The 11,534-nt window shown below is 45.1% G+C and carries 16 protein-coding genes; 7 read left to right on the top strand and 9 right to left on the bottom strand.

The window, feature by feature from the left end:
* Nucleotides 1–93: 93 nt before the first annotated feature.
* Nucleotides 94–519, bottom strand: a complete 426-nt coding sequence (locus VB741_RS25195) for a hypothetical protein (RefSeq protein ID WP_323367982.1) — start codon at nt 517–519, stop codon at nt 94–96.
* 125 nt (nt 520–644) lie between these two features.
* Here VB741_RS25195 and VB741_RS25190 point away from each other — a divergent pair, with 125 nt between their 5' ends.
* The 3 genes from VB741_RS25190 to VB741_RS25180 are packed head-to-tail and all read left to right on the top strand — an operon-like array spanning nt 645 to nt 2,209.
* Nucleotides 645–1,571: a hypothetical protein gene (locus tag VB741_RS25190; RefSeq protein WP_323367981.1), complete on the top strand. Its 927-nt coding sequence runs from the start codon at nt 645–647 to the stop codon at nt 1,569–1,571.
* Nucleotides 1,516–1,791, top strand: a complete 276-nt coding sequence (locus VB741_RS25185; RefSeq protein ID WP_323367980.1) for a hypothetical protein — start codon at nt 1,516–1,518, stop codon at nt 1,789–1,791. The genes VB741_RS25190 and VB741_RS25185 overlap by 56 nt, the downstream gene beginning before the upstream one ends.
* Entirely contained in the window at nt 1,760–2,209 is a 450-nt protein-coding gene (locus tag VB741_RS25180) for a thermonuclease family protein (protein WP_323367983.1), read from the top strand. Before VB741_RS25185 ends, VB741_RS25180 begins: the two co-directional genes overlap by 32 nt.
* Before the next feature lie 23 nt (nt 2,210–2,232).
* Here the strand turns inward: VB741_RS25180 and VB741_RS25175 are convergent, their stop codons facing one another.
* Both VB741_RS25175 and VB741_RS25170 read right to left on the bottom strand, forming a co-directional pair.
* On the bottom strand, nt 2,233–4,710 hold the full coding sequence (locus tag VB741_RS25175; protein WP_323367979.1) for a hypothetical protein: 2,478 nt from the start codon (nt 4,708–4,710) through the stop codon (nt 2,233–2,235).
* 3 nt (nt 4,711–4,713) lie between these two features.
* On the bottom strand, nt 4,714–5,112 hold the full coding sequence (locus VB741_RS25170) for a helix-turn-helix transcriptional regulator (protein ID WP_323367978.1): 399 nt from the start codon (nt 5,110–5,112) through the stop codon (nt 4,714–4,716).
* Nucleotides 5,113–5,402: 290 nt separating this feature from the next.
* Here VB741_RS25170 and VB741_RS26560 point away from each other — a divergent pair, with 290 nt between their 5' ends.
* Nucleotides 5,403–5,684, top strand: coding sequence for an NfeD family protein (locus VB741_RS26560; RefSeq protein WP_442786449.1), 282 nt, complete (start codon nt 5,403–5,405; stop codon nt 5,682–5,684).
* A gap of 27 nt (nt 5,685–5,711) precedes the next feature.
* Nucleotides 5,712–6,173 carry a hypothetical protein gene (locus VB741_RS25165; RefSeq protein WP_323367977.1) on the top strand — a complete coding sequence of 154 codons (462 nt, stop codon included), beginning with the start codon at nt 5,712–5,714 and terminating at the stop codon, nt 6,171–6,173.
* On the opposite strand, the gene VB741_RS26555 is transcribed toward VB741_RS25165, so the two are convergent.
* Together VB741_RS26555 and VB741_RS25155 are read right to left on the bottom strand one after the other, a co-directional pair.
* Nucleotides 6,128–6,469 (bottom strand): nuclease-related domain-containing protein, encoded by a 342-nt coding sequence (locus VB741_RS26555; protein WP_323367976.1) that lies wholly within the window; start codon nt 6,467–6,469, stop codon nt 6,128–6,130. The two genes, VB741_RS25165 and VB741_RS26555, sit on opposite strands and share 46 nt — an antisense overlap.
* Nucleotides 6,470–6,471: 2 nt before the next feature.
* A complete protein-coding gene (locus VB741_RS25155) occupies nt 6,472–6,696 on the bottom strand; it encodes a hypothetical protein (RefSeq protein ID WP_323367975.1) in 225 nt (74 codons plus the stop codon).
* Nucleotides 6,697–6,753: 57 nt separating this feature from the next.
* Between VB741_RS25155 and VB741_RS25150 the strand changes: the two genes are divergently transcribed.
* Nucleotides 6,754–6,897, top strand: coding sequence for a hypothetical protein (locus VB741_RS25150; RefSeq protein WP_323367974.1), 144 nt, complete (start codon nt 6,754–6,756; stop codon nt 6,895–6,897).
* Nucleotides 6,898–7,495: 598 nt separating this feature from the next.
* Here the strand turns inward: VB741_RS25150 and VB741_RS25145 are convergent.
* From VB741_RS25145 to VB741_RS25130, 4 genes are all read right to left on the bottom strand, one after another.
* The gene (locus VB741_RS25145) at nt 7,496–8,674 is read right to left on the bottom strand and encodes a D-Ala-D-Ala carboxypeptidase family metallohydrolase (protein WP_323367973.1); all 1,179 of its coding nucleotides are present in this window, start codon (nt 8,672–8,674) and stop codon (nt 7,496–7,498) included.
* Between the two features lie 207 nt (nt 8,675–8,881).
* Nucleotides 8,882–9,250, bottom strand: a complete 369-nt coding sequence (locus VB741_RS25140; RefSeq protein ID WP_323367972.1) for a DUF1818 family protein — start codon at nt 9,248–9,250, stop codon at nt 8,882–8,884.
* A complete protein-coding gene (locus tag VB741_RS25135) occupies nt 9,247–9,681 on the bottom strand; it encodes a hypothetical protein (protein WP_323367971.1) in 435 nt (144 codons plus the stop codon). The genes VB741_RS25140 and VB741_RS25135 overlap by 4 nt, the downstream gene beginning before the upstream one ends.
* A gap of 111 nt (nt 9,682–9,792) precedes the next feature.
* A complete protein-coding gene (locus tag VB741_RS25130; RefSeq protein WP_323367970.1) occupies nt 9,793–10,017 on the bottom strand; it encodes a DNA-directed RNA polymerase subunit omega in 225 nt (74 codons plus the stop codon).
* A 253-nt stretch (nt 10,018–10,270) separates the two neighbouring features.
* On the opposite strand from VB741_RS25130, the gene VB741_RS25125 reads away from it, so the two are divergent.
* On the top strand, nt 10,271–11,317 hold the full coding sequence (locus VB741_RS25125) for a class I SAM-dependent methyltransferase (protein WP_323367969.1): 1,047 nt from the start codon (nt 10,271–10,273) through the stop codon (nt 11,315–11,317).
* Nucleotides 11,318–11,534: the final 217 nt, after the last annotated feature.

Here is an 11,534-nt window from a genome sequence, read left to right as displayed (position 1 = left end):
ACTCCATAATGGAACTGGCTGATTGTAATGGTTTCAGCCAGTTTCGGACATTCCAGACCGTTTGGGTACTGGGATGTTCTTTTTTAGAGACTTTCACCAGTTAGAGATGAACTTCGCACTGTCCAGTGAAGTTAAGTTGTCGGGATCTATGAGTAAAATCCTAAGCTCATGGATTTTAGCTTTGCTTTCATATATAGCTGGATAGTATAACCCTCCAGTACTTGCGAAAATTTCAACTAATTGATGTTCACGCTTTTCCTTTAATAGATTAATAATTTCTTCTATAAAACCTTCGGAAGATACTAGTCCAATACGTTCTTGCCTGCTGAGACGCTCATCTAGAAAGCGAAACATGGTTACAAGGACGAGCGCAATTAATAGTAAAGAGCCTCGCGCATCCATGAAGTTGGCTAGTTTGGGATTAAAAATAGCTAGGAATTGCAAGAAAAAGAAAGAGAATAGAGTCACATATATAACTTGTTTTTCTACTCGTTCCCAGAGAGATTTAAGTTCCTGCATTTTTGATAAAACTATGGTGTGTGCCTAATTTATAGGGTTTGAGCTAAAAGCTCTAGATTTTAATCAAGGTCTTTTTAATTCCTTTGGGCATTCTCCCAATAGAGCTTTTGGTTTAGGTGTAAACAATGAAAGGGGTGATTCCTTACGCATTAGCACTTTTAGCTGTAGGCAGCGTAGCCATCGCCCAACAGCCCAGCATCATCACGCCAGTCACTCCCCCAGAACAACCCAATGACGAAGCCCCTCGCCGCCTCACCATTACCGTAGCCGTCGCTGACCCGGAAGACCTAAAGGTAGCCGAAGGCGACCGCATCGCCGTGGGCCAACTGATCGCCGACCGCACCCGCGATCGCAACCGCCTAGAAGCCCAGCTCCGACAGCTAACCCTGACGCTGCAACGCCTGGAGCAGTCCACCATTACGCCACCGCTCCCCCCGCCGCAACCGCCTGCGATCGCAACGCCCACCTACCTAGAGCAAACCGCCGCTATCGACCGCGCCAAGGCCGACGTAGACCAGGCCGAAGCGTTGATAACGACGAAACGTGAGGAGCTAGACTACCTGGCCCAGCTGCCCAATCTTGACCCGCTAGTGATGGAGCACGAAACCGCGAAGCTAGCCGAGCTGCAACGTAACCACACTGCCGCTGTGCGTGACTATCAGCTAGCGCTGGGTAAACGCTCGACGGCGGAGTATGAACACTCCCGAGCGCTAGCCGCTGATGTGAGCAGTCGTGGTCATGCACAGCTGAGTTATCAGCAGCAGTGGGCAGACTTTGAACAGCGTTTACGGGACCGGGATTTTCAACTCGCCCAAACGCAGCTCAGGGTAGATGAGGTAGAAAATGCGATCGCAACTTTATCCGTGGTCCGTAGCCCCTACGAAGGTCGTATCCGTCGCGTCAAGTGGCTGGGTCAGGGTGCTGACGGGCTTTTGTCTGCTGAAATTACTCTTATGGTCCGCACCGGCGCTGGCGCTGCCGTGCCTGGACAGTTCAATGGAATGCCTGACGGAGCTAACCCAGCAGGCGATAGCGCAATCATCGGAGATTGAGGCGATTAATGGACAATTGGAACTCACAGCCCAGCGACAGGACTACGCGGTGGCGCGGCAGTGGACGAACTATCTGACGTTGGACCCGATTCGGCTGATTCAGAACGTGTTGGGCGGTGGCGATGTGCAGCGTGAGCGGATTGCGATCGCAACTCTGGAACTCGAAGCCGCTAACCTGATCCGAAGCCATACCCGATACACAGCACTACCAGGTAGTTGAGGGCTCTATCTACGATGGCGATACGCTACGGGTTGAGCGTGGTGACCAGGAGCTGAAGATTAGATTATGCGGCATCGATGCGCCTGAGAAGGACCAGGCCGGAGGCGTTGAGGCGCGGGACCATTTGCGATCGCTAGTTGCTCAAGGTGATGGTTCTATCGGTGTGGTACCGATTGAGAAAGACCGTTACGGGCGAACGGTGGCCGACTTGTTTGTGATGCTCCAGGATGACACAGAGATTCACCTGAACTCTCAAATGGTGTTGGATGGGATGGCCTATCACTATGAGAAGTATTCGGGCAGCTGCCCACAGCCAGACGTTTTGGTGAGAGCTGAGCAGATTGCTAAGGAGGCGTCAACGGGTTTGTGGCAAAACCCTAATGCCAAAAAGCCTTGGGATTATCGCAAGCGTTCTTAACTATTACCTGAAGGCTTCATCGTTTACATACGTGTATTTTCAATTAGTTTTTTCAATGTAGGATGTTGGCTAGGCATACCTAATTCGCTGTAGAGATTGGCTGCCATTTTTGCCCATTGTCGAGTTGCAGATACGTTTCCACGTTCAGCCTCTAATTGAGAGAAAGACTTTTGGTATCCAGCCAACCTGCGTTTATTTCTATTTTGTTGAGCTATCGGTAAACCGAGGTTGAGAAATTCAGATGCGGTTTTTAAATCATTCTCCTGTATAGCTATATCAGCGAGCTTGTTATAGATATAGCAAATAGCTCGATTCCAATAGATATCCTTAGACATCTTTAAGGCTTTCTTATAAAACCGTTTTGCAGCCTTGAGATTTTGCTTTTCAGAGTGTAACTTTGCTTTATCCCGAATCAAATTTATCTGACAGCGCTGAATTACTCTTTTATCGCCTGCTTTAGATATGGCTAAGTCATCAACGATTTTTTGCATATTCTTGAGTACTGTTTCTGCCTCCTCGTATTGTTTGCTATATGTTTGAGATAAGAAAAGGTGATGTGCTATGCCAACTTGTTCAACTAAAGGCATAATATCTTTTGCTGACCAAGCTTCTGTAATGATTCTTTTGGCTTCAATAGCACTTACCTCATCTCTTGTCATTAAAAGAGTCCATGTTTTTCTTGACAAAGCTTGAATATAAGTACTCTGATCTTTGTCTTTGAAGATATCAGAGAGTTCGTCGAGCCATATCAAGCGGTCTTTCCAGTATCCGTATAAATCAGCAAAGTGATTTACATTGTCCCAAATAGTTTTTAACTCTTCATAACGCTGATTATATTTACACCAGTAAAGGATAATCTGAATATTTTCCCATTCTGAATCTATTAAGTCGTAGTTTGTATACCAGTCACCCCAGTCAACGCCACCATATTTAGCCGTGAACTTAATATAGATTTTAGCTAATTTTGCATATATTCGGTTCGCATATCCAAATTCCTTAGCTATTACCGGAGTAATTAATTTTCGGATAATCGAATTTATTGTATATCTTCCTTTCTCTTCAGATACAAGATTTAGACGACATAATTGAGCTAAGCTAGCATAAACTCTTTTCGAACTAATTGAATTTTCTTGTGCATAATCAACTAAAATTTCTTTTTGAAAAGATCTATTCGCAAATGAAAGGAGCTTCAAAATCTCACGAGATAGAGGCAGGCTAATTGACTCGAAAAGGTTTTGAATCAGTACTCTTTGTATTTGAGTAGGCGTCTTTCTTGTCAATGTCTTCCAGTTACCATAATCAGGATAATTTTCCGCTATAAGCAATGTAGCTTCTATTAATAGAGGATTATAAGAACAGCTCTCTACTATATTATCGATTTCATCTTTCTCTATTACAAGATGATTTGAATCTATAATGTCTACCGCTAAGTCGATAGCATCATCTTTAGCCATTGATGATAGTGTCACGCTATAAAAGTCAAAATCTTCCTCGCAAGATGTGATAATTATTTTCACGTTTTTTGGAAGACCTTTGCAAAATAGATCAAGCTCATTCTTTGATATAAATGCAGTGTCTAAATTGCTTAGTATTATTAAAGTATTTTGAGATGAAAGACTTCTATAAATACACTCTAACTGCTTTTGTGGAGTAGAAAAATTGATAGATATTTCATTTGTAGCTTGGGATATTGTTCGTGATAAATATCCCAAGTAACTCCAATCAAAATTCTCATATATATATGGTGAATCAACATGAATGACCATGTCAAATGTTGATAGATTAGATGATCTATTAAGATTACATGTTTTTGAGCACAGGCGAGCGACCTCTAATGCAATACGATTTTTTCCAATTCCAATATCTCCTTTAATAGCAATCACTTGACGACGATCTTTCTCAAGAGCATTTTTTATGGTAAATACCCCTAGTTCTCTACCAATAAAACCATTTTCATTTTCTTCATGATAGTTTTGGGTCTCAGATTCATATTTAGTATCAGCAAATGAAGGAATTTTTATTACTTCATCATGGTTTTTAGATTTTATTTCTTGGCCATTTTCAAAAAATTCTTCAATTTGAAATGGTGTCATTATGTGAATGCTTGAATCAAATTTTTGCCTGAATATTTCTGGTAAGTGTGTAATAATTCCTGACAAGTCTAAATCTGAATTATTGACTACTAATGTTTCAACTGCTGATTCATAGTCTTCTATGTCTATGCCTCGCGCCTGTTGCATAACTCGGTGGCTGAGATAGATGATTTTAATAGTTCGCTCAAATAGGCTAGTTAAGAAGTCAGCAGTTTCCTCTGATTTTGAAAGTGCTCTTGTAATTCCATTTAATCGATCAAATCCTATCTCTGTAACATATGCTTCTATTCTTTCTGATTGAATCAACTTCCAAATAGAGCTCAAGTTGTTACATGTATGTTGGCGATTTAAGATACTTTCTATGAACAGATCTGCATCAATTAGAAATCTTGTTCGAGTCAGTTCCATACTTCAAACCTCAGAGTTATAGGATTCGATATTTTCTTCAGTTGTCATTATTGATTTAGGTATGAGAGCTTTGTCTGTTTCTAAGCATTCTCTAATTAAATCAATAAGTTCTCCTTTAGATATAACAGGCAATTTATCACTTCCTAAATTTAAATTTTCTTCTCCTTTTTCTTCTTTGTCAAGATTGGCTAATTGATTTATTTCTATATGTAAGCATCCACATAACGCTGCAATCTTATCTATCTGATTCCAGCCTTCACCATTCTCCATATTACGTATCGTCTGAGGGGTAACACCTATCCTCTCAGCAATTTGGTCTTGTGTGATTTCTTGCTCTCTTCTTTTCTGTTTAAGTTTTTTGCCTCTATGGCGATCTCGCTCTTTAGATGATGGTGTAGGCATTGCCTGCCTCCTGTTTATCGAGATAGCCAAAATATATCAGATCTTTTCTTGAGCTAAACGAACATAGAAACCAAAAAAACTTTTGCTAAACCCAACTTTTTTTGGGCTAGCATAATTTATTTGGTTTCTCAAGAATATTTAGGGTTCTTCAAAAATAAACTTTCTTTTTAATTAGATATACCTACAGCTACTCTTTAAGCAAGTGATTTACTGATGAAGTGGTTGGGGATCAGTCTATTAATTCAAGGAACTTTAAGTTTCTCAAAGAACAATCTTGCTGTTTAGTAGTGATGAATGGAATGTTTAATTTTTTGCCTCGGTCTAAAAACCAAAACAAGTCTACAAATACGTACAACACTCTACCTGTGAATGTTACCAATCTTCAATATGAAGCAGTAGTAGATGATGTAATTCATTCTGGACGTGAATGGAGGGTTCGCTATAAAAGTATCCTTTGGAGGGCGCGGGCGGCTCAATCTGGATGCTATTTTCATCCTGGTGATGTTGTCTATGTTGTTGGAAGAGAGGGGTTAGTTCTTTTGATTCAGACCGTACCCACAATAGAAATCTAAATCGTTTAGCTATTTTTGGAGTTCACAATGGATTTGCTTCAAGTAGCAATTACAGTTGCACTGAGTACAGTGGCTAACCAGGCTGGAAGCCCACTGATAAAGGCTGGATATAATCAGTTCTCAAGAAAAGTTATAGGTTTGCGGTCGTCACAAGCAGCTCGACATCTTGATTTGTGTAATGGCAATTTGAAATACAGGCTTCTGCTGCTCCCTGTACTGTTGTCAGATGTGGGGCCTATTGACCTAACTGATTTGTCAATGATTCAATTAGCTTTAGGCGTGCAGCAGCATTTACAGATGCTGACAGCTATTCGTTCTTCTAACAATTTATCAGACATGATCTCACCCAGTGAAGATATAACGCCTTACCCTTCATTCAATCTATCTGATAGCTTTTCTTTGAGCGACTCTAATTTACTTTTACCTACTAGAGGTTGCTCTTTTCAGATGTGTTCTTGTACAGAACATAAAAAAAGATTATGCCAGTAACTTCGGCATCTGCAGAGCTCAGTGGAACTCTCTCTTTGAAGCAGTATTAGGTAGGTGTACCGGCTAAAATGATCCCTCAGCGTTCGTGCCACTTGTGAGGCATACCAGCCTTTGACCTCTAAAATCAGCAGCCCAAAGTCAGGGCCAAGAATGATGAAATCAGGGTATAGGTCTTTGACCCTGGGCTCGTACCAAACGATAAAGTTATCCGGCAGCTGCGTACTTAAAATTTTGAATAGCAACTGCTCGCCCTGACTGGCTTTCGATGGAATTGCGTCAGGGATGATCAGGGCCATCGTTACACCAGCTGCACTAGCTTTTTGACTTGCTTCTCTAAGGTACCGAGTCGCCGCGCCATTGATGCTACGCCGTTTGGATCAGTTTTCTCTAGATATAGCCCAATAGCTTCCTTAACCACATCGCTGGGAGTGCGCCCGGTTTCGGTTGCGAACTGACAAGTCAGCGCTTGCGCTATCGGGCGTGGTGCAAAACGAGGTGACACTTTTTTGCCAATTTCAGTCATGCGTCCCTCCCCACTTGATTGCCTGAGGTGACCTAGAGCAACGACATTCTCAATCTATTGCAATTCTTTCTCAATCATCGTCAGTTCATGCGCAGTGACTGTGAAGAGCGGGTAGGCAAAAGTCCAACCGAACTGGTGACGGGAGAAAGCCATCCTGATTGGTTAGAACTCTTGGGATTTCAGCGTTTCCAACAACGCTAATCAGAAACACCGACGGAAGCCAGGTCATCACCGTCATGAGGGCCTAATTTGTCATGCGAGTGTTACCCGAAAACGGCTACTTTTGCACCATGCCAGTAGGTGCCGTCATCGCCCAAAAACCACCTAAGGACTGTACACTTAATCGGGGCAATTTTGGCCCAAAATAGGTACAATTTGGGTATGATGCTTTTCCATGGTTTTCTGAAGGCTTTTCACACCAAGGGTTGCAACTCTATCGAATATGACCTTGGGGTAGTAGGGGTCGTGGGTTCAAATCCCGCCGCTCCGATTGACTAAAAACCGCTGATATCAGCGGTTTTTGTGTTTTAAACTGATGGTTAACCAGTGGGTATACCATTGCCTGAAACGGTCATTTGTCTGTCAGAAACTGACAAAATAAGGCATCAAACGGCATCCAAAAGCTCACCAACGGGGTTACCAACACCCACAACCAGCCTTTCGACCGCTTTGGATTACGGCCATCCCGGTTCCCTTGAGGAAAACTCGTTTCATCGTTCATCGTGATGGCTTTGACCGATGATGTGAACTTTGAGGGTAAAGCTATCTCTATATAACTGGGTTGGTGCTATACCCAGTTCTAAAATCCGTAGCTCCAGCGAGCATAGTAACCCCGCGCATCAATGTGGGTAAACACAGTGGCGCTGGCTAGTCCACCTTTAGACCCCCACCACCGATTTAACCGATCGTAGACATCGTAGGGATGAATGCCAGGGACCACAAAATCCACCGCGTCGCCGTTTAAATGGCTCGATCGACTAGCGCCACCCACCCGTCGGTTGGTTACCGGGTCACGATACCAGGAGTTGATGGTGATGGGCCGTCCTCCTAGACGATTGCGCGCCTCTTCCATCACTCGGGCAATGCGAATGATGCCGTAGACTACATCGCGATTCACTGGAATGCGGCTGCCTCCGTGGGTGGCTTCTCCCCAGGTAAAGCTGCCGCCGGGAATAATCGGTTGGGCTAGGTAAAAGTTGCCGCTAAATCCTGGTAGCTTAACGTAGGGGCCAGTGGGTTTGGGGGCTGGGGTTTCATTTTTGGGTTGATTTTCTTTTTCGTTACCCTCGATCTGAAGGTCCGGTTTATAGGCGTACCAGATTAGTTCAGGCCGGTTGCTAAAACTGGGTTCGGCCAGCTCTATTTTGATGTGGTTACCTGGGGCTAATTCGTGGCTGACTAGTTCTAGTTCGGTGGTGTTTTTGACAAAGACCTTATCGGTATTGCTGAGCTGAGATGATATCTGGGGCGACGTTTTGAAAAGGGTGTCGCTGGTGACGGTTAGGGTAATGGTGTCGCCGATAATGCGAATGTCCGGTTTGTAGACATACCAGACCGTACGATTTTCGGGACCGAGGAAGGCGTTTGCGATCGCAACCTTCACATGTTGCCCTTCTGCCGGTAGATAGGACTGCAAATAATATTCAGTACCATTGGGAACAAAAACCTTTTCCCGCTCATTCAGCTGATTTGACAAAACCGGTCGCTGTTTAAAGAGGGTATCGCTGGTCACCGTCAGCTTAATGCTAGTGTCATAGACCCTGACATCCGGATTATAAACGTACCAGCTGGTTTGATTTTCCGGCCCTAATGGCTTGGCCAGCGTCACCTTCAGATGCCCGTCCCGCACAACATCTGAGTTCGTTAGGTCAAACTCTGTCCCATTAGCAACAAATACCTTTTCCTGTCTCGACAGCTCGTTTGACAGCCCAGGACGCTGCTTAAATTGTGTGTCACTGACGACCTTTAGTCTTTTCATATACGTTCTGCCGCCTGATTGCCAGTCTGATGATCAGATAGATAATAGTTGCCCAATGTCTGTGGGCCCACTTTTGTGAACCAATGTAATTATTTCTGTGGACCAATTCCTTTGGGCTATAGAAAATGTTCCAATTCCGGCTAGAAGCCACCGTACTACGAATATGTCCCTGCCGTATGCCTAGTTTAAAACAATCGGCCTGACATATCAGAATACTTTGATGCGAGCGAGTCCATCTAATACTGCAGGCACAACGGTGGCGGGCCATGCCCCTTCTCCCCCGCGACCATGGAGCAAAATAAAGCGCAGACCGTAGCTATGATAGAACCCCTCAGCTTCTATCCATAACTGAGCAGTTTCCTGTTCGCAGGCAATGCGCTCATCGGGCATCAGCTCGGTGGCCATAGCCGTCATAGTCTGGGCCAGTTGTTGCCCCAGACGCCGGAGATCCTCAAATTCATTCTGGGTGAGTTCTAGTGCCCAATATTCGCCACCGACTAAAGCTTTGAACGGTTCGCGCTCTTCGTTCCAGCCCAGCCGCCAGCCATCGCCCTCTTGGAGCATCGTGGCCGTCATCGGGCAAAGCGTTCCTCTAGGCTCCGTATGAGGTCATGGCGCTGCTGGCGACTTAGCCCCTGCATTGCTAGCTTGTCGGTGGGGCTAGCAATGGCAGGTGCCGTTGGCTGTGAGCCATAGGCAATATTCAGATAATTGGCCATGGATAGCTCCCAATCAAAATGATACTGAGCAGGTCGCGCCTGGGTATCGAGGTGATACTCGATAAAGCGACTCAGTAGGGTGGTGTTGGCCTGGGGGGCTCTGGGAATATCGGGATACTGACGGTATAACTGATTGGCAATGGTGATTGCAGGGGTCCCTGACGTTGTCGACGTACCTCCTATAGTTTGGGCAGCCATCAAGGGCTCCCCCACCTGTAAAATGCTGCCAGCCAAAACCATTAAGGTGGTCAAGGTGGTCAAGAACCAGAACTTAAGCTGCTTACCCATATCGCTAAGCGTTAGTGCGATTAATAATTCAGTAAATACTCGCTAATTATATATACGGAGGGAACCCGACCGGTCGGTGTAGTAGTGGCTAAGCTCTCCGTAAATCCAGCCCTATTCGCCGATAATTTCAGGTTGAGTCAGTTCGTCAGACATTTCCACAATGGCGCGCAGCACAGGCTTCATGCGGGACTCGTCAATGTTATCAAATTCTTCAAAACGCCGACGCTGTGCCCGGTTTGCCACCTGAACAGTGATGCGATAGCGATTAGATGCCGCACTGATCAAGTCTTCGGTGCGACGCATCATCTGGGTGGTATCAATGGACAGACGCTTCATCGAGTAATCCTCTATGGCTGGGTCGGTGTAACCCACCCATCCTAGCGCAGCTTGCTGTGGATTAGGGCATCGCAATTCTGCATTTCCCTCCCCCTATTTTTCTCAAACTTTTACAATAACGAATATGCGAATATTCCTTGACCGGCTCTAAATTGAATAAAGCATTGTCAATGCCTTATTCAGAGAGCTGCCATCAATCAATATTTAGCCAGCATTTAGCCAATATCTTAGTTGCCAGAGTCTTTTATTCCCCATGCCAGATACATTGACCAAATTTGCCTACCAAACCTTTCAGCAGAGCAAGCAGGCCTTTGGCTATACCCACAAAACTCTGCTCAATCGACTCCGCGAAGTCGTTTCTCCGGTGCCTTCTGGCAGTACCTCGGATATTCCTGCTGCCACCCTGATGCTATTGAAACAGCGCATTGACGAACTGCTCGAAGTTGACTGGCAAGATGCGGACGCTGGGGTGTATCCCAAGGCGTTGCTATTTGATAATCCCTGGGATGACTTTTTTAAGTATTACCCGCTGGTGGTGTTGGATACCCCCAGGGTATGGGAGCGCTCAAAAAAGAAGCAGTATCAGGACTTTGGTGCAGATGTCAGTACTGAGGGCTATCCCAGCTATTATGTGCAAAATTTCCACCATCAGACCGATGGTTATTTGAGCGATATGTCCGCCAATTTCTACGACCTCCAGGTAGAGATTTTATTCAATGGCTCGGCGGATGCCATGCGTCGCCGCATCTTAGCTCCCCTAAAAGGTGCCTTGGGTGAGCAGGCCGTCGCCAGCCCCAAGGTGCTGGATGTGGCCTGCGGGACCGGACGTACCCTTAAGATGATCCGGGATGCATTTCCTCAAACGTCGCTTTATGGTGTTGATCTGTCCCCTACCTATCTGCGCAAAGCGAATGAATTATTGAGCAAAGAGACCGGCACCCTGCCCCAGCTCATCCAAGCCAATGCTGAGGCCTTACCTTACCTAGATGATTACTTTGAGGTTACCGTCAGCGTCTTTTTATTCCATGAGCTACCCCCAGACGTGCGCCAAACGGTGATCAACCAGTGCTATCGCGTGACCAAGCCTGGGGGCAAATTTATTATTTGCGACTCGATCCAAAAGTTGGATAATCCGGAGTTTACTCCCATGATGGACAACTTCCCCAACGTTTTTCATGAGCCCTATTATCGTAACTACAGCACCGATGATATAGCAGGGCGTTTGGCGTCGGCTGGCTTTAGGGATGTGGCAGTATCCAACCACTTCATGAGTAAGTATTGGGTGGCGACGAAGGGGTAAAGAGAAGGGGGCAATAAAAAAGGGGATGGCCAGAGCCATCCCCTTTTTTGATTTATATCTTGATTGCTTTGACAACTTTAGTCCTGGGACTCCAGCAATTATAAATTCAAATCGTATCAGTTGATACAGAAGCTTTCAACTTCTTGAAGGTGAGCATATGAGGGTATCATCAGCTTAGGAGGAATTAGGCCGCCGCCGTGAGCGTCGAGGCGGTAAC

The sequence above is a fragment of the Leptothoe sp. PORK10 BA2 genome, assembly GCF_034932105.1.
Classification (GTDB): Bacteria; Cyanobacteriota; Cyanobacteriia; order Phormidesmidales; family Phormidesmidaceae; genus Leptothoe.
The sequence above is the reverse complement of the archived record's forward strand: the minus strand, read 5'-3'. Positions and strand labels throughout refer to the sequence as shown.

Excerpts from the sequence above, each read along its gene's own strand:
- VB741_RS25195 (WP_323367982.1), bottom strand. The coding sequence starts at position 519 with ATGCAGGAACTTAAATCTCTCTGGGAACGAGTAGAAAAACAAGTTATA.
- VB741_RS25190 (WP_323367981.1), top strand. The coding sequence starts at position 645 with ATGAAAGGGGTGATTCCTTACGCATTAGCACTTTTAGCTGTAGGCAGC.
- VB741_RS25185 (WP_323367980.1), top strand. The coding sequence starts at position 1,516 with ATGGAATGCCTGACGGAGCTAACCCAGCAGGCGATAGCGCAATCATCG.
- VB741_RS25175 (WP_323367979.1), bottom strand. The coding sequence starts at position 4,710 with ATGGAACTGACTCGAACAAGATTTCTAATTGATGCAGATCTGTTCATA.
- VB741_RS25170 (WP_323367978.1), bottom strand. The coding sequence starts at position 5,112 with ATGCCTACACCATCATCTAAAGAGCGAGATCGCCATAGAGGCAAAAAA.
- VB741_RS26560 (WP_442786449.1), top strand. The coding sequence starts at position 5,403 with ATGAATGGAATGTTTAATTTTTTGCCTCGGTCTAAAAACCAAAACAAG.
- VB741_RS25165 (WP_323367977.1), top strand. The coding sequence starts at position 5,712 with ATGGATTTGCTTCAAGTAGCAATTACAGTTGCACTGAGTACAGTGGCT.
- VB741_RS26555 (WP_323367976.1), bottom strand. The coding sequence starts at position 6,469 with ATGGCCCTGATCATCCCTGACGCAATTCCATCGAAAGCCAGTCAGGGC.
- VB741_RS25155 (WP_323367975.1), bottom strand. The coding sequence starts at position 6,696 with ATGACTGAAATTGGCAAAAAAGTGTCACCTCGTTTTGCACCACGCCCG.
- VB741_RS25145 (WP_323367973.1), bottom strand. The coding sequence starts at position 8,674 with ATGAAAAGACTAAAGGTCGTCAGTGACACACAATTTAAGCAGCGTCCT.
- VB741_RS25140 (WP_323367972.1), bottom strand. The coding sequence starts at position 9,250 with ATGACGGCCACGATGCTCCAAGAGGGCGATGGCTGGCGGCTGGGCTGG.
- VB741_RS25135 (WP_323367971.1), bottom strand. The coding sequence starts at position 9,681 with ATGGGTAAGCAGCTTAAGTTCTGGTTCTTGACCACCTTGACCACCTTA.
- VB741_RS25130 (WP_323367970.1), bottom strand. The coding sequence starts at position 10,017 with ATGAAGCGTCTGTCCATTGATACCACCCAGATGATGCGTCGCACCGAA.
- VB741_RS25125 (WP_323367969.1), top strand. The coding sequence starts at position 10,271 with ATGCCAGATACATTGACCAAATTTGCCTACCAAACCTTTCAGCAGAGC.